Annotated in this window: 16 protein-coding genes; 7 read left to right on the top strand and 9 right to left on the bottom strand. The window is 67.8% G+C overall.

The annotated features are described in order from the left end of the window. The first annotated feature begins 144 nt into the window (after positions 1-144). From AC3ANK_RS07665 to AC3ANK_RS07655, 3 genes are all read left to right on the top strand, one after another. Entirely contained in the window at positions 145-1440 is a 1296-nt protein-coding gene (locus AC3ANK_RS07665; RefSeq protein WP_484172625.1) for an acyltransferase family protein, read from the top strand. An 89-nt stretch (positions 1441-1529) separates the two neighbouring features. Further along, positions 1530-2093, top strand: coding sequence for a DUF2939 domain-containing protein (locus AC3ANK_RS07660; protein ID WP_206858933.1), 564 nt, complete (start codon positions 1530-1532; stop codon positions 2091-2093). A gap of 109 nt (positions 2094-2202) precedes the next feature. Continuing rightward, positions 2203-2730, top strand: a complete 528-nt coding sequence (locus AC3ANK_RS07655; RefSeq protein WP_206858935.1) for a CHRD domain-containing protein — start codon at positions 2203-2205, stop codon at positions 2728-2730. 42 nt (positions 2731-2772) lie between these two features. On the opposite strand, the gene AC3ANK_RS07650 is transcribed toward AC3ANK_RS07655, so the two are convergent. The 4 genes from AC3ANK_RS07650 to AC3ANK_RS07635 form a co-directional block, all read right to left on the bottom strand. Then, complete coding sequence (locus AC3ANK_RS07650) at positions 2773-3690, bottom strand: 5'-nucleotidase (RefSeq protein ID WP_206858936.1); 918 nt, start codon at positions 3688-3690, stop codon at positions 2773-2775. Positions 3691-3833: 143 nt separating this feature from the next. After that, on the bottom strand, positions 3834-4604 hold the full coding sequence (locus AC3ANK_RS07645; protein ID WP_484172624.1) for an NAD kinase: 771 nt from the start codon (positions 4602-4604) through the stop codon (positions 3834-3836). Positions 4605-4737: 133 nt separating this feature from the next. Further along, positions 4738-9762 (bottom strand): NAD-glutamate dehydrogenase, encoded by a 5025-nt coding sequence (locus AC3ANK_RS07640; RefSeq protein WP_484172623.1) that lies wholly within the window; start codon positions 9760-9762, stop codon positions 4738-4740. 222 nt (positions 9763-9984) lie between these two features. Then, complete coding sequence (locus AC3ANK_RS07635) at positions 9985-11145, bottom strand: acyl-CoA dehydrogenase family protein (protein ID WP_206858945.1); 1161 nt, start codon at positions 11143-11145, stop codon at positions 9985-9987. Positions 11146-11400: 255 nt separating this feature from the next. Between AC3ANK_RS07635 and AC3ANK_RS07630 the strand changes: the two genes are divergently transcribed. From AC3ANK_RS07630 to metH, 3 genes are all read left to right on the top strand, one after another. Then, positions 11401-12378 carry an ArsR/SmtB family transcription factor gene (locus AC3ANK_RS07630; RefSeq protein ID WP_484172622.1) on the top strand — a complete coding sequence of 326 codons (978 nt, stop codon included), beginning with the start codon at positions 11401-11403 and terminating at the stop codon, positions 12376-12378. Further along, on the top strand, positions 12375-13505 hold the full coding sequence (locus AC3ANK_RS07625; protein WP_484172621.1) for a homocysteine S-methyltransferase family protein: 1131 nt from the start codon (positions 12375-12377) through the stop codon (positions 13503-13505). The genes AC3ANK_RS07630 and AC3ANK_RS07625 overlap by 4 nt, the downstream gene beginning before the upstream one ends. 66 nt (positions 13506-13571) lie before the next feature. After that, the gene (gene metH, locus AC3ANK_RS07620) at positions 13572-16262 is read left to right on the top strand and encodes a methionine synthase (RefSeq protein ID WP_484172620.1); all 2691 of its coding nucleotides are present in this window, start codon (positions 13572-13574) and stop codon (positions 16260-16262) included. Positions 16263-16353: 91 nt separating this feature from the next. Here the strand turns inward: metH and AC3ANK_RS07615 are convergent, their stop codons facing one another. The 5 genes from AC3ANK_RS07615 to AC3ANK_RS07595 all read right to left on the bottom strand — a co-directional run bounded on the left by AC3ANK_RS07615 (position 16354) and on the right by AC3ANK_RS07595 (position 20666). After that, on the bottom strand, positions 16354-17046 hold the full coding sequence (locus tag AC3ANK_RS07615; RefSeq protein WP_484172619.1) for a DUF2058 domain-containing protein: 693 nt from the start codon (positions 17044-17046) through the stop codon (positions 16354-16356). Between the two features lie 91 nt (positions 17047-17137). Next, positions 17138-17377, bottom strand: a complete 240-nt coding sequence (locus AC3ANK_RS07610; protein WP_484172618.1) for a SlyX family protein — start codon at positions 17375-17377, stop codon at positions 17138-17140. 1 nt (position 17378) lies between these two features. After that, complete coding sequence (locus AC3ANK_RS07605) at positions 17379-18719, bottom strand: UDP-glucose dehydrogenase family protein (RefSeq protein WP_206858966.1); 1341 nt, start codon at positions 18717-18719, stop codon at positions 17379-17381. A gap of 83 nt (positions 18720-18802) precedes the next feature. Next, positions 18803-19588 carry a BamJ family beta-barrel-assembly machinery protein gene (bamJ, locus tag AC3ANK_RS07600; protein WP_206858967.1) on the bottom strand — a complete coding sequence of 262 codons (786 nt, stop codon included), beginning with the start codon at positions 19586-19588 and terminating at the stop codon, positions 18803-18805. Between the two features lie 142 nt (positions 19589-19730). Further along, entirely contained in the window at positions 19731-20666 is a 936-nt protein-coding gene (locus AC3ANK_RS07595; protein WP_484172617.1) for an FKBP-type peptidyl-prolyl cis-trans isomerase N-terminal domain-containing protein, read from the bottom strand. A gap of 400 nt (positions 20667-21066) precedes the next feature. On the opposite strand from AC3ANK_RS07595, the gene AC3ANK_RS07590 reads away from it, so the two are divergent. Beyond that, positions 21067-21474, top strand: coding sequence for a hypothetical protein (locus AC3ANK_RS07590; RefSeq protein WP_484172616.1), 408 nt, complete (start codon positions 21067-21069; stop codon positions 21472-21474).

Below are 21474 nucleotides of genomic sequence, written 5' to 3'. Positions count from 1 at the left end.
ATGTCATCGCCACGGCGGCGAGCACGCATACGGAGACCGCATGATCCAAACGCCCATTTCGGCTGCTTCGGCAGGATCGTGCCGGCTGGCGCTGCCCGATGAGGGAATCGCGCTTCCGGCGCATCGCAGGTACGGGAAGTCGCGGTGATCGCTTCAGTGGATCACGCATCGGGCTTCTTCGGATCGACGCTCCGTCGACTCGACGCATGGCTGCGCGGAACGCCGAAGCCACTGGCGAAGGGGCATCTGTCGCAAACGATCAGCCTCGCGCGCATCGTCCTGATCGTCGGGCTGGTCTTCCTCCATTACCAGACCTATCCGAATTCGGACGCATCGCCCTTCGATGGACTCGATCCCGCGAACCATCCGGTGGCGACCTTCATCAACAGCTTCGTGCTGTTCTTCTTCTTCAGCGCGGTGCCGCTGCTGAGCATGCTGTCCGGGTGGCTGTTCTTCTCCACGATGGGCGGGCGCGATGTGCTGCTGGCGAAGATTCGCCACCGGGTCCGCACGCTCTACGTACCGCTGGTGGGCTGGAACCTGATCTTCCTGGCGGCGCTCGCGCTGTTGTATCTGTCCGTGCCGGACCATCCGCTGTTCGCGGAGATCAACCTGCGCTTCCAGGACGCATCGCCCTGGGATTTCGTCAATGCCGTGTTTGCCTTGACGCATCATCCGGTCGGATACCAGTTCTGGTTCGTGCGCGATCTGTTCGTGACCGTGCTTGTCAGCCCGCTCCTCGCGCTGCTGTTGCAGCGGCTGCCTTACGTCGGCCTGTTCGTGCTTGGCGCGGCGTGGCTGGTCGGTCACGACCTGTGGATTTTCTTCCGCACCGACGTCGCGTTCTTCTTCTATCTCGGCGGGCTGATCGCCATGCGCCGCATCGGGCTGCGGATCGCGCCGGGGCCCACGATCGTCCTGATGCTGCTGTACCTGTTCCTGGTCGGATTGCGTGCGTGGGCGCCGGCCTTCGTCGACATGGTCGACCAGCGCCCGGAATGGCTGACCGGCGCGACGCGCGCGATGCGGCTGGTCGGCGTCGCGGCGTGCTGGGGCACGTTCCTGTGGCTCGCGCAGACGCGGCCGGGCGAGCGCATGGCGCGATTCGGAGGACTCGCCTTCTTCCTGTTCGCGATGCATTTCCCGATGCTCGCGGCGATCAAGTGGATGCTCTGGCCCTGGGTTCCGGCGCACACCGACGCCTGGATGCTGATCCACTACATCGGCAGCGTCGCCATCACCATCGCGCTCGGACTGACGGCCGGGCAGCTCATGTCGCGCTACCTGCCGCGCGGCTTCGCGCTGATGAACGGTGGCCGCGTTCTTGAGCGATCGGCGGCTCCTCGTGCTCCGGCGACGGACGATGCCGGGAAAGATCGCGGCCTCGAGATGGCGCCACCGGCTGGAGGGGAAGCGGCGAAGCCGATGCAGCAGGTCTGATCGCGCGAAACTGAACCGGGAAAGAGGCCAATCATCGCGGCCAGCCTGCGGCCCGCCTACGATCGCCTGTCTTCCGACGAGTGACGCCCATGAAGAAATGGATCGCCCTGCTGGTGGTCGTGCTGCTGGCGCTGGCCGGCTGGATCGCGGCCGGCCCGTTCCTGACGGTCAACGCGATCCGCGAGGCGGTCGCGGAGGAAGACACGGTCGAACTCGCGCGGCACGTCGATTTCGTCTCGGTGCGGCGGGGCCTGCGCGCGCAGGTCGAGGACGCGATCGCACGCAAGGCGGGCGTCGACGCACAGGACAATCCGCTGGGTGCCTTCGCGCTCGGTCTGGCGAACCGCGCGGCCGGCGGCATCGTCGATGCGCTCGCCACGCCGGCGGGAATTGGCGCGGTGCTGCAGGGCCGCGGATTGCTGCATCGCCTGATTGGCGGCGGCGTGGATCCCGACGACAGCTTCGCCCATGCGCCGCCGCCGGATCCGCTGCGCGACGCGACATACCGCTTCGAATCGCCTTCGCGCTTCACCGCGACCGTGCTCAATGCCGACGGCGATCCGGTGGTATTCGTGCTGCGGCGCGACGGGCTGCGCTGGAAGCTGACCGACATCCACCTGCCGCTCGACGCGCTGCTCGCGGGCAACGAATGACCGCTCGTCGCCTGCGCGGCGGCGCCATCGTTCTTTTGACCCCGCGATAACACAGGCGGCGCGACCGTCCGCTCGGCGCGACGCGCGCCGTCATCGCGAGGAGAGCCCCATGACCCGCATCGCCGTGGTCGCCATGGCCGTGCTGCTTCCGGCCGCCGCATTCCACGCCCCGGACAGCCGGGCCGAGAACCGCCAGTTCCGCGCCATCCTGGAGGGAACGCAGGAGGTTCCCGCGCTCTCCACCGATGCCCGCGGCAGCTTCCGCGCGCGCATCACCAACGACGGGGGCGCGATCTGGTACGAACTCGCCTACGACGACCTGGAAGGCGCCGTCACCCAGGCGCACATCCACGTCGGCCAGCGCGGCGTGAACGGCGGCATCGCGGCGTTCCTGTGCAGCAACCTCGGCAACGGCCCGGCCGGCACGCAGGCCTGCCCTGCACCGCCGGCGCGCATCACCGGCGTGATCACCGCCGCCGACATCATCGGCCCGGCCGCCCAGGGCATCGCCGCGGGCGAACTGGACGAACTGATCGAAGCGCTGCGCGAGGGCGTGGCCTACGCCAACGTGCACAGTTCGTTGTTCCCCGGCGGCGAGATCCGCAGCCAGCTCGGGCACGACCACGACCACGATTGAGCGCGCACGCATGCGGCGGCGGCGCGCGGCCGGGCGATCGGCCTAGCCCTTCGCCTGGCGGTTGGCGATGCCGTGCGGGACATGGCCGGCGGCGACGTGATCGCGCGCCGAGAGGATGTTGTGCTCGGAATCGTCGAAGAAGATGTCCGCGCCGAAGGCCTCCAGGAACGGTCCCTTCGACCGCCCGCCCAGGAACAGCGCCTCGTCCAGCCGGATGTCCCACTCGCGCAGCGTGCGGATCACCCGTTCGTGCGCGGGGATCGAGCGCGCGGTGACGAGCGCGGTGCGGATCGGCGAGGCCTGCCCGGTCGGAAACGCCTGCTGCAACCGGTGCAGCGCATCGAGGAAGCCACGGAACGGCCCGCCCGACAGCGCCTGCGCGGCGTGGCTGCGCTCGTGCTCGGTGAACGCGGCCAGTCCGCCTTCGCGCGACACACGCTCGCCTTCATCGTCGAAGATCACCGCATCGCCGTCGAACGCGATGCGCAGCTGATCGTGCCGCTGCTGCGGCGCACGCGATGGCAGCAACGTCGCGGCGGCCACGCCGGCGGCGAGCGCGCTGCGCACGTCCTCGGCGTTGGCCGACAGGAACAGGTCCGCCCCGAACGGTCGGATGTACGGATACGGCGGCGCGCCATTGCTGAAGGCGGCGCGCTTGATCGCCAGCCCGTGGTGCGCGATCGAATTGAAGATGCGCAGGCCGCTGTCGGCCGAATTGCGCGAGATCAGGATGACCTCCACGCGCGGCGCCTCCGGCGGCGAGCCGTCGTTGAGCGCGAGCAGCTTGCGCACCAGCGGGAAGGCGATGCCTGGCGAGAGCAGGTCGTCCTCGTGCGTGCGCTGGAAATCGGCATAGGCGTCGATGCCCTCGCGCTCGAACAGCGCGTGGCTCTCTTCCATGTCGAACAGGGTTCGCGAGGAAATCGCGACGATCAGCGGATCGGCATCACGGTCGGGCATGGGGCGATTATGCCGCAGCGCCGTCGCGCGGATTGCGACGGACGGCAAGCCCCCTCCCATCGGGAGAGGGGTTGGGGTGAGGGACAACGAAGCCTTGGCGGTGAACGAGGGCGTCGGTACAACGCTGCACTGTTGCTCTTCCGTCAGGCGACGAACTGCTCCGCCAGCATGCGCTCTTCGAGGTTGTGCTCCGGATCGAACAGCAGCGTCACCGTGCGGTCGTGCGATTCGCGGATCGTGACTTCGACGACGTCGCGGACTTCATGCGAGTCGGCCGTCGCGCTGACCGGGCGTTTGTAGGGATCGAGCACGCGGAAGCGCACTTCGGTATCGGCCTTGAGCACGGCGCCACGCCAGCGGCGCGGACGGAATGCGGCGATCGGCGTCAGCGCGACCACGTTCGCGCCCAGCGGCAGGATCGGCCCGTGCGCGGAGAAGTTGTAGGCGGTGCTGCCGGCGGGCGTGGCGACCATCACCCCGTCGCAGATGAGCTCGTCCAGACGCGTCTCGCCATTGAGGTCGATGCGCAGGTGCGCGGCCTGGCGGGTCTGGCGCAGCAGCGAGACTTCGTTGTACGCCAGCGAGCCGACCGTCGCGCCCGATTCGGTCAGCGCCACCATTTCCAGCGGACGCAGCACCGCGGGCTCGGCCGCGTGCAGGCGACCGAGCAGGCCGTCGCCGTCGTGATGGTTCATCAGGAAACCGACCGTGCCCAGCTTCATGCCGTACACGGGTTTGCCCAGCGCGGCGTAGCGGTGCAGCGTGGCGAGCATGAATCCGTCGCCGCCGAGCGGCACGAGCACGTCCGCATCCTCCGGCGCGTGCTGGCCGTGCTGGGCGGTGAGGGCTTCGAGCGCGCGCTGCGCGCCATCGGCGTGGCTGGCGAGGAAGGCGATGCGTGGCGTCGCGGTCATCGGCGGCTCCGGGGGTCAGGGGCGCAGCATAACCGGTCGCGGTGTTAAGCCCCCCTCCCGACGGGAGGGGCTGGCGAAATGAAGAAGGCCCGGCATTCGCCGGGCCTTCTCATCCACACAATCCTCAGCGCACTTACGCCCCGACCGAAGCCACCTGCGCCAACCTCCGCACCGCCACCGACAGCGTCGGGTAGTCCAGCGCCTTCTGGTTGTGCAGGTCGGCGAACATCGCGAGGGTGAAGCGCAGCGACGAGTCGTCACGCTTGAGCCACGCCTCGACCTTCTGCTCGACCGGCTTCTTGCCGCCGTCGGCGAGGATCTGCGAGACCAGCGAGCGGGCCTGCGTGGCCAGTTCGTCGCGCAGTGCGCCACGGGCCAGCGCCTGCCAGCGGCCGTCGACCGACAGCTGTTCGACCTGCTCGTACAGCCACGGCAGGCTCAGCGCCTGGCCCAGCGAGAAGTACGCCTTCGCCACTTCCACCGGCGAGAGCTTGCGGGCCAGCGAGATCTCGACGATGTCGCAGCCGAACTCCAGCAGCGGCAACGCGGCCAGCTGTTCGGCCAGTTGCGCCGGCAGGCCCTTGCCCTTCCACTCGGCCATGCGCGCTTCGTACGCATCGCGACGCATGCCCGACAGCACCGTCGGCAGCGAGGCGCGCACCGCGTTGAGGCCGTCGCCGTAACGCGACATCGCCGCGGTGATCTCCGGCATCTTGCCCGGACGCGAAAGCAACCAGCGCGACATCGAGCGCAGCAGGTGCCAGATGACCTGCAGCGCATCGACCTGCACCGACTCCGGCACCTTGCCGTCGAGCGCGTCGATCTGCGCCCACAGGCCACGTGCGTCCACCGCCTCGCGGGCGATGGTGTAGGCCTCGGCGACCTCGGCCGGCGTGCGGCCGGTGTCCTCGGTCATGCGCAGGGTGAAGGTCGCGCCCATGCGGTTGACCATGGAGTTGGTCACCGCCGTGGCGATGATCTCGCGCTTCAGGCGATGGCCTTCCATCGCCTTGGCGTACTTGGCCTGCAGCGGCTGCGGGAAGTAGCGCACCAGTTCCTTCGACAGGTACGGGTCTTCCGGCACGTTGGACTCGAGCAGCTGCTGGAACAGCACGATCTTGCTGTACGACAGCAGCACCGCCAGTTCCGGACGCGTCAGGCCCTGGCCGCGCGACTTGCGCTCGGCGATCTCGGCATCGGACGGCAGGAACTCGATCTGGCGATCGAGCAGGCCTTGCGACTCCAGCGTGCGGATGAAGTGCTGCTTGGAGCCCAGGCGGTGCACGCTCATCCGCTCCATCAGGCTCAGCGCCTGGTTCTGGCGGTAGTTGTCGGTGAGCACCAGCTGCGCGACCTCGTCGGTCATCTGCGCGAGCAGCTTGTTGCGCTCGGGCAGCGTCAGCTTCTTCTTCTGCACCTCGCCGTTGAGCAGGATCTTGATGTTCACCTCATGGTCGGAGGTGTCCACGCCGGCGGAGTTGTCGATGAAGTCGGTGTTGAGCAGCACGCCATGCTGCGCGGCCTCGATGCGGCCGAGCTGGGTCATGCCGAGGTTGCCGCCCTCGCCCACCACCTTGCAGCGCAGGTCGCGACCGTTGACGCGAAGCGCGTTGTTGGCGCGGTCGCCGACGTCGGCGTTGGTCTCGCTCGTCGCCTTCACGTAGGTGCCGATGCCGCCGTTCCACAGCAGGTCGACCGGCGCCTTGAGGATCGCGCTGAGCAGTTCCGCCGGGCTCATCGCCGAGACGGTCGGATCGATCCCCAGCGCCGTCTTGGCTTCGGCGGTGAGCGGGATCGACTTGGCCGAACGCGGGTAGATGCCGCCGCCCTTGCTGATCAGCGAACGGTCGTAGTCGTCCCAGCTCGAACGCGGCAGCTTGAACATGCGCTGGCGTTCCTTGAACGTCGACGCGGCGTCCGGGTTCGGATCAATGAACACGTGGCGGTGGTCGAAGGCCGCGACCAGGCGGATGTGCTTGCTCAGCAGCATGCCGTTGCCGAACACGTCGCCGGACATGTCGCCGACGCCGACCACGGTGAAGTCCTGCTTCTGGCTGTCGCGGCCCATCGCGCGGAAGTGGCGCTTGACCGACTCCCACGCGCCGCGCGCGGTGATGCCCATGCCCTTGTGGTCGTAGCCGACCGAACCGCCCGAGGCGAACGCGTCGTCCAGCCAGAAGCCGTGCGCGCGCGCGATGCCGTTGGCGATGTCGGAGAAGGTCGCCGTGCCCTTGTCGGCGGCGACGACCAGGTACGGATCGTCGTTGTCGTGGCGCACCACGTTCGCCGGCGGCACGACCTTGCCGTCCACCAGGTTGTCGGTGATGTCCAGCAGGCCGTTGATGAAGCGCTTGTAGCAGGCCACGCCTTCGTTGAACCACGCGTCGCGGTTCACGGCCGGATCCGGCAGTTGCTTGGCGATGAAGCCGCCCTTCGAACCGACCGGCACGATGACGGTGTTCTTCACCATCTGCGCCTTCACCAGGCCGAGCACTTCGGTGCGGAAGTCCTCGCGGCGGTCCGACCAGCGCAGGCCGCCGCGCGCGACCGGGCCGAAGCGCAGGTGCACGCCTTCCACGCGCGGACCGTAGACGAAGATCTCGCGGTACGGACGCGGCTTCGGCAGGTCCGGCACCTTCGACGAATCGAACTTGAAGCTGATGTAGTCGGCCGGGCCGCCGTCGGCGCGCAGGCCGTCCTTGTACTGGATGTAGTAGCTGGTGCGCAGCGTGGCGTCGATCACGCCGATGAAGCTGCGCAGGATGCGGTCTTCATCGAGGCTGGCGACGCGGTCGAACAGGCCCTTGAGCGCGTTGCGCGTGGCTTCGACCTGCGCGTCTCGCTTGCCGGCGCGGGCGTCGAGCATCGGCTCCAGCGCGGCGAGCGTGGCTTCGTCGCCGTTCGCCAGCGCGGAAAGCTGTGCGCGGAAGGCTTCCACGCCGGCCTTGATCTGCGCCTTGGATTCGCTGCCGGTGACCGGATCGAACTTCGCTTCGAACAGCTCGACCAGCAGGCGCGCGAGCAGCGGATAGCGGTTGAGCGTCTCCTCCACGTAGCTCTGCGAGAACGGCACGCCGACCTGCAGCAGGTACTTGCAGTAGCCGCGCAGCATCGCGACCTGGCGCCACGACAGGTTCGCCGTGAGGATCAGTCGGTTGAAGCCGTCGTTCTCGGCGTTGCCGCGCCAGATCTGCGCGAAGGCGTCCTCGAAGGTCTCGTCGAGGCTGGACACGTCCAGGTTCGGGTTCGAGGTCTCGACCTCGAAATCCTGCACGAACAGCGTCCGGCCGTTCGCGTTGAGCCGATACGGATGCTCGGAGATCACCCGCAGGCCCATGTTCTCCATCATCGGCAGCGCGTCCGACAACGGGATGTCGTCGTTCTGGCGATAGAACTTGAAGCGCAGCCCGCCGTCGCCGTTGTGCGCGCGGTACAGGCTCAGGCGCAGGTCGTCCGGACCGGTCAGCGCGGCCAGGTGCTCGACGTCGTCGGCGGCCACGTCGGCGCTGACGTCCTCGATGTAACCCGCCGGCAGCGCGCGGCCGTAGGTGTTGGCCATGGTGAGGCCGCGCTGTTCGCCATGACGCACGACCAGGCGTTCACGCAGGTCGTCCTGCCAGTTGCGCACGAGCTTCGCCAGCTCGGCTTCGATCTTCGCGCTGTCGGTTTCGATCGCTTCGCCCGACTTCGGACGCACGATCAGGTGCACCTGCGCCAGCGGCGATTCGCCGCCCAGCGTGACCGAGGAATCGACGTGTTCGCCGTGCAGTTCGCGCTTGAGCATCGCCTCGATGCGCAGGCGCACGTCGGTGTTGAAGCGGTCGCGCGGGATGTAGACCAGCACCGAGAAGAAGCGACCGTAGCGGTCGCGGCGCAGGAACAGCTTGCTGCGCACGCGCTCCTGCAGGCCGAGGATGCCGGTCGCGGTGCGCAGCAGTTCCTCTTCGCTCGACTGGAACATCTCGTCGCGCGGCAGCGATTCCAGGATGTGGCGCAGCGCCTTGCCGCTGTGGCTGTCGGGCTTCAGGCCGGACTGCTGCATCACGTAGTTGTGGCGTTCGCGCACCAGCGGGATGTCCCACGGGCGACGGTTGTACGCGCTGGAGGTGTACAGGCCGAGGAAGCGCTCCTCGCGCACCGGCTTGCCCTTCGCGTCGAAGCTGAGCACGCCGATGTAGTCCATGTAGCCCGGACGATGCACCGTCGCGCGCGAATTGGTCTTGGTGAGGATCAGCGCGTCCACCGCGCCGGACTGCGGCATGTAGTGCGCGGCGAGCGAGGTCAGCAGGCGCGGCTTGCCCACGTCCTTCCCGCGCAGCAGGCCCAGGCCGCTGGACTTGATCGCGCTGAGCACTTCCTCGCCGCCCTTCTGGACGACTTCGTATTCGCGATACCCCAGGAAGGTGAAGTGGTTGTCGGCCGCCCAGCGCAGGAATTCCTGCGCCTCGCGCTTGCCGGCCTCGCTCACGGGCAGGTTGCGCTGGCCCAGTTCGTCGGCCACCGCCAGCATCTTCGCCTTCATCTGCGGCCAGTCGCGCACCGAGGCGCGCACGTCGCCCAGCACGGATTCCAGCGCCTTCTGGATCTTCGGCATCGCCTCGGCCGGCTGGCGGTCGATCTCCAGGTGCATCAGCGATTCGGGCAGGCCTTCGCCGACGGCGAGGATCTTGCCGGTCTTGTCGCGATCGAACGTCACCACCGGATGGCCCAGCACGTGCACGCCGATGCCCTGCTCGGCCAGCGCCATCGTCACCGAATCCACCAGGAACGGCATGTCGTCGTTGGCGATCTGGATGACGGTATGCGTCGAATCCCAGCCCTCGCCCTTGATGGTCGGGTTGAACAGGCGCACCAGCGCCGAACCCGGCTTTCGCGCGCGGGCGAAATCCAGGAAGTCCACGGCCAGCTCGGCCCAGCCGCTCGCGTCGTGCTGCGGCAGCTCGTCGCTGCTCATGCGCTTGTAGAAGGCGTTGATGAACGCTTCGGCTTCGGCGTGGCGCGCCTTGGGCAGGCGCTTGCGCATCGCCTCGACGATGGGTTCCAGCGAAACGGTGTCGTCCTTCGCGCGGGTCTGGGTGGTCGCGCGCTTCGCGGGCGTGCGTTTGGCCGGTTCGGTCTTGCTGGCGGGTTTGGCGGAAGCGTTACGTTTGGTGCTCATGGCAACGGAAGTTCCAATGAAAGAAGGCCCACGCTCATCGCGCGGGCCGGGGGATACGGTTCAGTACGGGCTGTTCGCGGACACGATCTGGCGCGGAGCCGCTGTTGCGGCGTCCTCGCGCGGGCGACGATCGCGACCGCGATCAACAGGGCAGGCGGTTGGACGTGACGATCCGAAGCGTTTCATGTCGGGTTCGTGCTGGCGGCGGGTGCCGGCCGGCCTTCAGCGCAGGCCGGTCTCGTTGCGGGCGATCACCAGGCGCTGGATCTCGCTGGTGCCTTCGTAGATCTCGGTGATCTTGGCGTCGCGGAAATAACGCTCCAGCGGCATTTCCTTCGAATACCCCATGCCGCCGTGGATCTGCACGGCCTGGTGGGTGATCCACATCGCCGCTTCGGACGCGGTGAGCTTGGCGATGGCCGCCTCGTTGCTGAAGCGCGCGCCGCCCTTGTCGAACTCGCCCTTCTGCCAGGCCGCGCGCAACGTGAGCAGCGTGGCCGCGTCGAGCTTGCACTTCATGTCGGCGATCTTCGCCTGGGTCATCTGGAACGTGCCGATCGGCGCGCCGAAGGCCTTGCGTTCCTTCACGTACTCGACCGTCTTCTCGTAGGCGGCGCGGGCGATGCCGATGGCCTGGCTGGCGATGCCGATGCGGCCGGCGTCCAGCACGCTCATCGCGATCTTGAAGCCCTCGCCTTCCTTGCCCAGCACTTCGTCGGGCTGCGCGACGTAGTCGGCGAATTCGATCTCGCACGTGGCCGAGGCCCGAATGCCGAGCTTGGGCTCGGTCTTGCCGCGATGGAAGCCGGCGCGTTCGCCGTCGACCAGGAACGCGGTGATGCCGCGCGCGCCCTTGTCGGGCTCGGTCATCGCGAACAGCACGAAATACTTGGCGACCGGGCCGGAGGTGATCCAGCTCTTCTTGCCGTTGATGAGATAGGTGCCATCGGCCTGCTTCGTGGCCTTGCAGCGCATGGCGGTGGCGTCGGAGCCCGACTGCGGCTCGGTCAGCGCGAAGGCGCCGATCTCGCGGCCTTCAGCGATGGCTCGCACGTACTTCTGCTTCTGCTCCTCGGTGCCGAACTTCAGGATGCCGTTGCAGAACAGCGAGTTGTTGACCGACATGATGGTCGAGTGCGCGGCGTCGCCGGCGGCGATCTCGATCATCGCCAGCACGTAGCTCACCGGATCCATGCCCGCGCCGCCGTATTCGGCCGGCACTTCGATGCCCATCAGGCCGTTCTCGCCGAGCGTGCGGATGTTCTCGAGCGGGAACTCGCCCGTCTTGTCGTGGTGCTCGGCGCTGGGAGCAATCTTTTCCTGGGCGATGCGGCGGGCCACATCCTGGATCATCAACTGCTCTTCGGTGAAGCGGAAATCCACGTGGGCTACCTCGTGCTCTGGTCTTCTGGAACGTTGGGCGAAACAGCCTGCGAATTGTAGCCGGCCCGTGCGGGATTCGCAGGTACGCCAGGGTGGTCGGACGCACGGACCCGCGCGATTCCGCCCGTTTTCGAACAATCCCGCACGCGCGGCACCGGAAAGCGAGCGCTATCACCGTCCTGCTTGCCGCCCTGCTTGACCCTGGCCCCCTCGCGGGCCGAAACTTATCGCTGTATCGCGATAGGTTGATGAAGCATGGATCTGGAAGGCTGGTCCTCACGGCTCAAGGTGTTCGCCGACGCCACGCGGGTGCGCCTGCTGGCGCTGCTGGAGCGCGAGGAACTCACCGTCGCCGAGTTGTCCGCCATCACGCGCCTGGCCCAGCCGCGCGTGTCCACCCACCTGTCCAAGCTGAAGGAAGCCGGGCTGGTGCGCGACCGCCGCGCCGGCGTGTCGGCCTACTATCGCTTCGACGATGGCGCCCTCGACGGCGCGCAGCGCGCCCTGTGGAGCACCCTGCGCGAAGGCAGCGACGACCCGCTGCTGCGCCAGGACGCCGAACGCGTCGCCGACGTGCTGGCCTCCCGTGCCGCCGACCAGAACTGGGCCGACACCGTCGCCGGCGACATGGAGCGCCATTACTCGCCGGGCCGGACCTGGGAAGCGATGGCCCGTTCCGCGCTGCCCCTGCTGGAGCCGGGCGACGTGCTCGACGTGGCCTCCGGCGACGGCGTGCTTGCCGAACTGCTCGCCCCGCATTCGCACCGCTACGTGTGCCTGGATTCGAGCACCAAGGTCGTGCTCGCCGCGTCCGAGCGCCTCCGCCGGCTGAAGAACGTCGAGGTGCGCGAGGGCGACATGCACGCCCTGCCCTTCGACGACGCGCATTTCGACCTGGTGGTGCTGATGCACGCGCTCACCTACGCCGAGCATCCCGCGCAGGCCGTCGCCGAGGCCGCGCGCGTGCTGCGCCCGGGCGGACGGCTGCTGCTCACCAGCCTGGCGCGCCACGAACACCGCAACGTGGTCGAAGCCTACGGCCACGTGAACCTGGGCTTCGGCGAGAAGGACCTGCAGAAGTTCGCGACGAAGGCCGGCATCGAGGTGACGAGTTGCGAGACCGTCACGCGCGAGCGCAGGCCGCCGCATTTCGAGGTGATCGCGTTGATCGGGAAGAAGCCGGGGACCGGTGACCGGACTCCCGCGGAAAAGCGCACGAGGAAAGCATCATGAACGTTGAAGTCAAAAGCAGCTCGCCGATCGCGACCTCCCTGCCCTGGCTCAACCCGCAGCGCGCCCAGGCCCTCCAGCGCCTGCTCGCCGAACGCATCCTCGTGCTCGACGGCGCCATGGGCACGATGATCCAGCAGCATTCGCTGGACGAAGCCGCGTATCGCGGCGAGCGCTTCGCGAAGGGCTACGACCACGCCTGGGACCACGTCGAACACGTGCACGAGGACAACTGCGGCTGCGCGCGCGACCAGCGCGGCAACAACGACCTGCTGAGCCTGACGCAGCCGCAGATCATCCGCGGCATCCACGCGCAATACCTCGACGCCGGCGCGGACCTGATCGAGACCAACACGTTCAACTCGACCACCGTGTCGCTCGCCGACTACGGGCTGGAACACCTCGCGCGCGAGCTCAACGAAGCCGGCGCGCGCCTCGCACGCGAAGCCTGCGACGCCGCCGAAGCGAACGATCCGTCGCGCCCGCGCTTCGTGATCGGCGTGCTCGGCCCCACCAGTCGCACCGCCTCGCTCAGCCCGGACGTGAACCGCCCCGGATTCCGCGCGATCACTTTCGACGAACTGCGCGTCGCCTATCGCGAAGCCGCCGACGGCCTGATCGACGGCGGCGCCGACGTGCTGATGGTCGAAACCGTGTTCGACACACTCAACGCCAAGGCAGCGCTGTTCGCGATCGAGGAAGCCTTCGACGCGCGCGGCGTGCGTTTGCCGGTGATGGTGTCGGGCACGATCACCGATGCGTCCGGCCGCACCTTGTCCGGGCAGACGGCGGAAGCGTTCTGGTATTCGCTGCGCCACGCGCAACCTCTCGCCATCGGCCTGAACTGCGCGCTCGGCGCGAAGGACCTGCGCGCGCACGTCGACGTGCTGGCGCAGGTCGCCGATGCGTACGTCAGCACGCACCCGAACGCTGGACTTCCCAACGCATTCGGCGGCTACGACGAAACGCCGGAAGACATGGCGGACGTGCTCGGCGAATTCGCCCGCTCCGGCCTGCTCAACCTCGTCGGCGGCTGCTGCGGCACCACGCCGGCGCACATCGCGGCGATCGCGAAGGCGGTCGAGGGCGTCGCGCCGCGTGCGCTGCCGTCGCTGGTCGCGGCGGCCTGATCGTTGGTCGCATCGAACCGCACCCCTCGCCTTTCCGCGCCAACGCGAACGGATTCCCCGACCGTAATGACCCTCTCCCTTCCCCGCCAGACGCGCCTCAGTGGCCTGGAGCCGCTGCAGATCACGCCGGAAAGCAACTTCATCAACGTCGGTGAGCGCACCAACGTCACCGGCAGCGCGCAGTTCAAGAAGCTGATCCTCGAAGGCCGCCTCGACGAGGCCGTCGTGGTCGCGCGCCAGCAGGTCGAGAACGGCGCGCAGGTGATCGACGTCAACATGGACGAAGGCCTGCTCGATTCCGAGCGCGCGATGGTCGAGTTCCTCAACCTCATCGCCGCCGAGCCGGACATCGCGCGCGTGCCGGTGATGGTGGACAGCTCGAAGTTCAGCGTGATCGAGGCCGGCCTCAAGTGCCTGCAGGGCAAGGGCATCGTCAACTCGATCTCGATGAAGGAAGGCGAAGCCGAGTTCCTGCGCCAGGCGCGACTGGTGCGCCGCTACGGCGCCGCGGTGGTCGTGATGGCCTTCGATGAAGCCGGCCAGGCCGATACCATCGAACGCAAGATCGAGATCTGTTCGCGCGCGTACAAGCTGCTGACCGGTGAAATCGGCTTCCCGCCGGAAGACATCATCTTCGACCCGAACGTGTTCGCCATCGCCACGGGCATCGAGGAACACGACGATTACGCCGTCGCCTTCATCGAGGCCACGCGCGAGCTGAAGCGGCGTTTCCCGTTCAGCCACATCTCCGGCGGCGTGTCGAACGTGTCGTTCTCGTTCCGCGGCAACGAACCGGTGCGTCAGGCGATCCACGTCGTGTTCCTGTACCACGCGATCAAGGCGGGCATGGACATGGGGATCGTCAACGCCGGCGCGCTGCCGTTGTACGACGACCTGGACGCCGAATTGCGCGAGCGTGTCGAGGACGTCGTCCTCAATCGCCGGAGCGACGCGACCGAACGCCTGCTGGAAATCGCCGACCGGTACAAGGGCAGGAAGGGCGAGAAGAAGGTCGAGGACCTCGCGTGGCGCGAAAAGCCGGTGCGCGAACGCCTGTCGCATTCGCTGGTGCACGGCATCGACCAGTACATCGAGGCCGACACCGAGGAGGCGCGCGTGCAGGCCGCGCGTCCGCTCGACGTGATCGAAGGTCCGCTGATGGACGGCATGAACGTCGTCGGCGACCTGTTCGGCGCGGGCAAGATGTTCCTGCCGCAGGTGGTGAAATCCGCGCGCGTGATGAAGAAGGCGGTCGCCTACCTGCTGCCCTTCATCGAGGCCGAAAAGCTGCGCACCGGCGACGTGGGCAAGTCCAACGGCAAGATCGTGATGGCGACCGTCAAGGGCGACGTGCACGACATCGGCAAGAACATCGTCGGCGTCGTGCTGGCGTGCAACAACTTCGAGGTGATCGACCTGGGCGTGATGGTGCCGGCGCAGGTGATCCTCGATCGCGCGAAGGCGGAGAACGCCGATCTTGTCGGGCTGTCCGGCCTGATCACGCCGTCGCTGGAAGAGATGAGCCACGTCGCGCGCGAGATGCAGCGGCAGGGTTTCGAAGTTCCGCTGCTGATCGGCGGCGCCACCACGTCGCGCGCGCACACCGCGCTGAAGATCGATCCGCACTACAAGTCGCCAACCGTGTGGGTGAAGGACGCCTCGCGCGCGGTCGGTGTCGCGCAGTCGCTGATCAGCCCGGACCTGCGCGGCAATTTCGTCGCCGCCAACGACGCCGATTACGCCGAGATCCGCCAGCGCCACCGCCAGCGCGGCGACGGCAAGCGCCTGGTGTCGCTGGAAAAGGCGCGCGGACAGCGCTTCGACGGCGGTTGGGGCGACTACACGCCGCCCGCGCCGAAGCAGCCCGGCGTGCACGTGTTCGACGACTACCCGCTCGCCGAACTCGTCGATTACATCGACTGGACGCCGTTCTTCAACACCTGGGAACTGGCGGGCAAGTATCCGGCGATCCTCACCGACGAAGTGGTCGGCGCGCAGGCCAGCGAGCTGTATCGCGACGCACGCGCGATGCTCAAGCGCATCGTCGGCGAGAAGTGGCTGACCGCGAAAGCCGTGTTCGCGCTGTGGCCGGCGAACGCGATCGGCGACGACGTCGTCGTCGATGCGGACGGCATGCAGACCACCCTGCACTTCCTGCGCCAGCAGGTCGACAAGCCGGCCGATCGTCCGGATTTCTGCCTCGCCGATTTCATCGCGCCGAAGGACAGCGGGCGGCAGGACTGGATCGGCGGCTTCGCGGTGACGGCGGGGCTGGGCATCGAGGAACACACCGCGCGTTTCGAGGCCGATCACGACGACTACAACGCGATCCTGCTCAAGGCGCTCGCCGACCGTTTCGCCGAAGCGCTGGCCGAACGCCTGCACGAACGCGTGCGCAAGGAATTCTGGGGCTACGCCGCATCCGAATCGCTCGACAACAATGCGCTGATCGACGAGGCCTACGTCGGCATCCGCCCGGCGCCCGGTTATCCGGCATGCCCGGAACACAGCGAGAAGGCGACGCTGTTCCGCCTGCTCGACGCGGAAAACAGGGCCGGCGTGCGCCTGACCGAGAGCTTCGCGATGTATCCGGCGGCGGCGGTGTCCGGCTACTACTTCAGCCATCCGCGCAGCCAGTACTTCGTCGTCGGCCGCGTATCGAAGGAACAGGTCGAGGACTACGCGCGCCGCAAGGGCGTGAGCCTCGCGCAGGCGGAACGCTGGCTGGCGTCGAACCTCGACTACGACCCGGAGTGATCCGGGCGCGAGGCGGAACAGGAATCGAGCGAGCGGCTGCGCTCGCTCAGCGTCGAAGAACGCGCGCGGCGGATCGGCGCGCGCGCCGCGATCACCACACCAGGTCGTCCGGCACCTGGTATTTCGGATCGGCGTACGGATCGTCCTCGGCCGGGGCGTTCGGATCGACCTTCAGCGCGACCGCAGGGGCGAAGATCGTTTCGGCCTGCGCGAGCAGGTCGGCGGTCACCAGCAGGTAACGACCGTCCATCTGCAGCACGCCGAGTTCGCCGGCGTTGAGCTGCTTGAGCTGCGCGTCGTTGACGTAGATGCGCTTGATCTTCCCGCCATAGGGGAAATGGCGGGCGATCTCGGCGGCGGCGTCGTTCAGCGCCTGGTCCTTGACCAGTTCGGCGAGCTTCGCGCGCGCCTCGCGACGCTTGCGCGCTTCTTCCTGCTTGGCGGCCTCGGCGGCGATGCGCTCGTCCTTCTCGCGCTGCGCGCGGATGGCGTAGGCCTTCGCAAGGTCGATGTCCTCGCGGCTTTGCGGTTTGCCGGCATGGCGCGAACCGGGCTTGCGCGCATCCGGCTTGCGGCCGTCCGGACGGCGGGCATCCGGGCGACCTTGCGGCTTCGCGCCTTGCGGCTGCGCGCCCTGCGTCTGTGCACCGTGTGGCTTTCCACCCGATCGATGGTCCGGCTTGCCGCCCTTGGGATGCGGCCCCTTGGCATGCGCGGGACGCTCGGGCTTGGGCGCGGGCTTGAAGCCCAGGCCCATCAACTGGTCGCGGAGGCTGTTGCTCATGATGCTGCTGCGAGAAGGAAGGACTGCAGGCCGAAGTATAGGCAGCCGGAGGCGCCCGCGCGCGGCCCGGCCGCACGCGGTTCGCCGGCGATCAGTAATGCGGCGGGGGCGGTTCCTGCGAGGGATCGGCGGCGAACGGGTTCGACGCGAGCGCTGCGCGCATCTGCCGCAGTTCCTCGATCACGCGGTGCATCGCCAGCGCGTTGCGCGCTTCCTCGTCGCGCGAGGCGGCCAGCGCGTCGCTGAGTTCCGACAGCGCCTGCTCCTGGAACGCGACGCGCATTTCCAGGTCGACCAGGCGCCGTTCGAGTTCGTCGCGTTCGCCGGTCATCTCAGGCCTTCCGGATCGAGCGCCCGCGCCCGATGCCGTAATACGCCAGTCCCGCTGCCTCGACTTCATCCGGGTGGTACAGATTGCGGCCGTCGAAGATCACCGCGTCGGCCACGGATTGCTTCAGGCGCGCGAAGTCCGGGCTGCGGAACTGTTTCCATTCGGTGACGACCACCAGCGCATCGGCGTCGGCGAGCGCGGCGCGTGCGGAATCGCACAGCACCAGGTCGTCGCGATCGCCGAAGATGCGGTGCGCTTCCTCGCTCGCTTCCGGGTCGTACGCGCGCACCTTCGCGCCGGCATCCCACAGCTGCTGCAGCAGGCGGCGGCTGGACGCTTCGCGCATGTCGTCGGTGTTCGGCTTAAACGCCAGGCCCCACACCGCGAACGTCTTGCCTTTGACGTTGCCGTCGTAGTGGCGCTGGATCAGCTCGAACAGGTGGCCTTTCTGCTGCTCGTTGACGCCTTCCACCGCGCCCAGCAACTGCGCGGTGTAGCCGTGCTGCTGCGCGGTGCGATGCAGTGCCTGCACGTCCTTCGGGAAGCACGAGCCGCCGTAACCGGCACCCGGGTAGATGAAGTGCCAGCCGATGCGCGGGTCCGAACCGATGCCCTGTCGCACCATTTCCACGTCCGCGCCCACGCGCTCGGCGATGTTCGCGATCTCGTTCATGAAGCTGATCTTGGTCGCCAGCATCGCGTTGGCGGCGTACTTGGTCAGCTCGGCGGAGCGCACGTCCATCACCACGATGCGCTCGTGGTTGCGGTTGAACGGCGCGTACAGGCGCTTGAGGCGTTCCACCGCGTTCGGGCTCGCCGAACCGATGACGATGCGGTCCGGACGCATGCAGTCGTTGACCGCATCGCCTTCCTTGAGGAACTCGGGATTCGACGCGACTTCGAACGCGATGTCGGCGCCGCGCGCGCGCAGCTCTTCCGCGATCGCCGCCTGCACCTTGTCGGCGGTGCCGACCGGCACCGTCGACTTGTTCACGATCACCGACGGGCGCTCCAGGTGCTTGCCGATCGTGCGCGCGACCGCCAGGACGTACTTGAGGTCCGCGCTGCCGTCCTCGTCCGGCGGCGTGCCCACGGCGATGAAGATGACATCGCCGTGACCGATCGCCGCCGCCGCGTCGGTGGTGAAACTCAACCGGCCGGCGGCATGGTTCGCCTTCACCATCGGCTCCAGGCCGGGCTCGTAGATCGGGATCACCCCGCGGTTGAGGCCTTCGACCTTGGCCTGGTCGATATCGACGCAGACCACGTCGTGGCCGACATCGGCCAGGCAGGTTCCGGTGACCAGGCCAACGTAGCCCGTTCCGAAGATGGTGACGCGCATGCAGTTACTCCGAGCGTGGCGAGGGGTGCACGGTAACCAGTGGCGAGTGAAGAGCCTGCTCGCTTCCGGTTCTCTTCACCCGTTTACTGCTTGCCCTGCCCCGGCTTCACGATGTCCAGCAGCTCGACTTCGAACACCAGCGTCTGGTTCGGGCCGATCGGGCCGGCGCCCTGCTCGCCGTACGCGAGCTTGCTCGGGATCCAGAAGCGGAACTTGCTGCCGACCGGCATCAGGGTCAGGCCTTCCTGCCAGCCCGGCACCATCTGCGCGAGCACGAACGTCGCCGGCTCGCCACGGTCGTAGGAGCTGTCGAAGGTCTTGCCGTCCAGCAGCGTGCCCTTGTAGTGCGCGCTGACCACATCGGTCGCCGTCGGCTTGGGGCCCTTCCCCTCGGTGACGACCTGGTACTGCAGGCCCGAAGCGGTCGTGGTGACGCCCGGCTTCTTCGCGTTCTCCGCGAGGAACTTCGCGCCGGCTTCCTCATTGTTCTTCGCATCGGCCTTGAGCTTGGCGATCTGCTGCTCGCGGATCTTCTTCGCGAACGTCTCGCGGATCTCGCCGGCCTGCTTCTCGTCGAGCAGCGGCTTGCCGCCTTCGAGCGAGGTCTTGAGCGCCTTGTGCAGCGTGTCCAGGTCGATCTCGCCCTTCACCGGTTCCAGCGAGCGCGCCATGTCCATGCCGATCATGTAGCTGACCTGTTCCTTCTCCGTCGCCAGGCCCGGGATCGCCTGCGCGCCGTCCTTGCCGGCCTCGGCGGTGGCGGCATCCTTTTTCGCTTCGGTGTCGGCGGGCTTGTTGCAGGCGGCGGTCAGCGCGGCGAGCGAAGCGACGGCCAGGGCGAGGCCGGTGTGGCGCGGGGTGAACTTCATCGGGCAAGGGCTCCAGTGGTGAAGGATCGCCGGAACGGAAAGCCCGTCCCGACGCTGCGGCCTGACAAACTGCCAGCGGCGAACTGAACGACAGGCGTACCGCGGCGATGCGCGATACGCCCGGTGTCCGGTCGTCGCGGTGTTACAGGATGCCCATCAGTTCGACGTCGAACACCAGCGTGGCGTTCGGGCCGATCGGGCCGCCCGGCGTGCCGTTGGCGCCGTAGGCGAGATCGCCCGGAATCCAGAAGCGGAACTTGCTGCCGACCGGCATCATGCCGACGCCTTCGGTCCAGCCCGCGATGACCTGGTTGAGCGCGAACTCGGCCGGCTGGTTGCGCGCGTAGGAGCTGTCGAACACGGTGCCGTCGAGCAGCTTGCCCTCGTAGTTCACGCGAACGCGGTCGGTGGCCTTCGGACGCGGGCCCGAACCCTGGCGGATCACCATGTACTGCAGGCCCGAACCGGTCGTGATCACGCCCTTCTGCGCCTTGTTTTCGGCGAGGAACTTCGCGCCCTCGGCCTTGTTCTTCTCGCCCAGCTGCGCGGCCTGCGCCTGCATCCTGGCCTGCACCTTCTGCTGGAACGACTGGCGCACCGCGCCGAGCTCGGCTTCGCTGAGCAGCGGCTGGCCCTTGTCGAAGGCGGTGCGGATGGCCTGGATCACCACCGGCAGTTCCAGTTCGTCCTTGATCGGCGCGAGCGAACGGCCGACGTCGGCGCCGACCAGGTAGGCGACCTTGTCCTTCGGCACGTCCGGCGCCTTCGCGCCTTCCGGCGCCTGGCCGGTGCGCACGGCGATGCGCTGCATCAGCGCGGGGCCGACGGACTGCGCCTCGGTTTCGGTGATCAGCGGCTTGCCGCCGTCGAACGCGTTCTGGATGGCGCGCTGGAACGCGGCCAGGTCGATGTCGGGCGACAGCGGGGTGATGGACTGGGCGATGTCGGTGCCCACCATGTAGCTGTTCTTTTCTTTCTCGGTCGTCAGCACGCTCTTGTCCTGGGCATAGGCCGCCGCGCCGATCAGCGTGGCCGCAGTGGTAAGCAACACGGCGGCGCCGCGCATCATTGCCTTCATCGGGAACCTACTCCGTATGGGTGTCGTCGTCCGGCGTCTGCCGGCGCCTTGCGAAGCGCCATCGTGTTGCGGCGCGCGCAAGCCGTGCATTGTCGCGGCACGGGCGCGCGGCGGCAATCGCCCGGCGTTCGTGCACGCGATGCATGCACCTTGCGCTGGCGCCGGACGAGATCCGGAAGAGCATCGCCGCGCATCGCCCGGCGCGCCAGCGGACATCCACCGCAAAGACAGGCGACCGCCCGGGGCCGATGCTTGGACGTTCGCCCGCCGCCGGCTGAACGGGTCCCTGGGCGACCGCTCGTCGGCTATGCCATCAGTTGGGTGGAAGCCGGTTGACCGGTCGTATTTTGGTGTTATAGTTGCCTACAACACCGGTCTACTAACGAGCAGGACGTTCACCATGAACCGCAGGTTCCAGAACTCCCTCACGGCCCTCCTGGCTTCGGCCTCGACCCTGGCGCTGTGCCTGGCGCTGGCGATGCCGGCTCCGCACGCCGCGCAGTCCCGCGGCGTCGCGCTGCGGCTGGGTCCGGTCGACGCGACCTTCACGCCGAGCGACGCCTCGCGCAGCCAGCGCGAACACCTCGACGCGCTGACCCGCAGCATCGAGCGCCGTACCGACCGGGTCGAATCCCTGGCCGACGCAGCGACGCTGGCGGCCGAGATCGCCACCGCCACGGCCCTCGCCAAGGCCGTGTCGGAAGACACCGAACGCGACAGCGACACCGAACACAAGGCACGGACCGCCGCCCGGCATCGCCGGCAAACCCTAGTCATGCCTTATTTCTCATTCGCACCGCGGGGCTGA

It is taken from the genome of Lysobacter sp. SCRH-1R, assembly GCF_057747855.1.
Note: the sequence above shows the minus strand (reverse complement) of the source record. Positions and strands in the feature narration are given on the sequence as shown.

Bases quoted from the DNA above. Each gene is read 5' to 3' on its own strand.
- AC3ANK_RS07660 (WP_206858933.1), top strand. From the start codon at position 1,530: ATGAAGAAATGGATCGCCCTGCTGGTGGTCGTGCTGCTGGCGCTGGCC.
- AC3ANK_RS07655 (WP_206858935.1), top strand. From the start codon at position 2,203: ATGACCCGCATCGCCGTGGTCGCCATGGCCGTGCTGCTTCCGGCCGCC.
- AC3ANK_RS07650 (WP_206858936.1), bottom strand. From the start codon at position 3,690: ATGCCCGACCGTGATGCCGATCCGCTGATCGTCGCGATTTCCTCGCGA.
- AC3ANK_RS07645 (WP_484172624.1), bottom strand. From the start codon at position 4,604: ATGACCGCGACGCCACGCATCGCCTTCCTCGCCAGCCACGCCGATGGC.
- AC3ANK_RS07640 (WP_484172623.1), bottom strand. From the start codon at position 9,762: ATGAGCACCAAACGTAACGCTTCCGCCAAACCCGCCAGCAAGACCGAA.
- AC3ANK_RS07630 (WP_484172622.1), top strand. From the start codon at position 11,401: ATGGATCTGGAAGGCTGGTCCTCACGGCTCAAGGTGTTCGCCGACGCC.
- AC3ANK_RS07625 (WP_484172621.1), top strand. From the start codon at position 12,375: ATGAACGTTGAAGTCAAAAGCAGCTCGCCGATCGCGACCTCCCTGCCC.
- metH (WP_484172620.1), top strand. From the start codon at position 13,572: ATGACCCTCTCCCTTCCCCGCCAGACGCGCCTCAGTGGCCTGGAGCCG.
- AC3ANK_RS07615 (WP_484172619.1), bottom strand. From the start codon at position 17,046: ATGAGCAACAGCCTCCGCGACCAGTTGATGGGCCTGGGCTTCAAGCCC.
- AC3ANK_RS07610 (WP_484172618.1), bottom strand. From the start codon at position 17,377: ATGACCGGCGAACGCGACGAACTCGAACGGCGCCTGGTCGACCTGGAA.
- AC3ANK_RS07605 (WP_206858966.1), bottom strand. From the start codon at position 18,719: ATGCGCGTCACCATCTTCGGAACGGGCTACGTTGGCCTGGTCACCGGA.
- bamJ (WP_206858967.1), bottom strand. From the start codon at position 19,588: ATGAAGTTCACCCCGCGCCACACCGGCCTCGCCCTGGCCGTCGCTTCG.
- AC3ANK_RS07595 (WP_484172617.1), bottom strand. From the start codon at position 20,666: ATGAAGGCAATGATGCGCGGCGCCGCCGTGTTGCTTACCACTGCGGCC.
- AC3ANK_RS07590 (WP_484172616.1), top strand. From the start codon at position 21,067: ATGAACCGCAGGTTCCAGAACTCCCTCACGGCCCTCCTGGCTTCGGCC.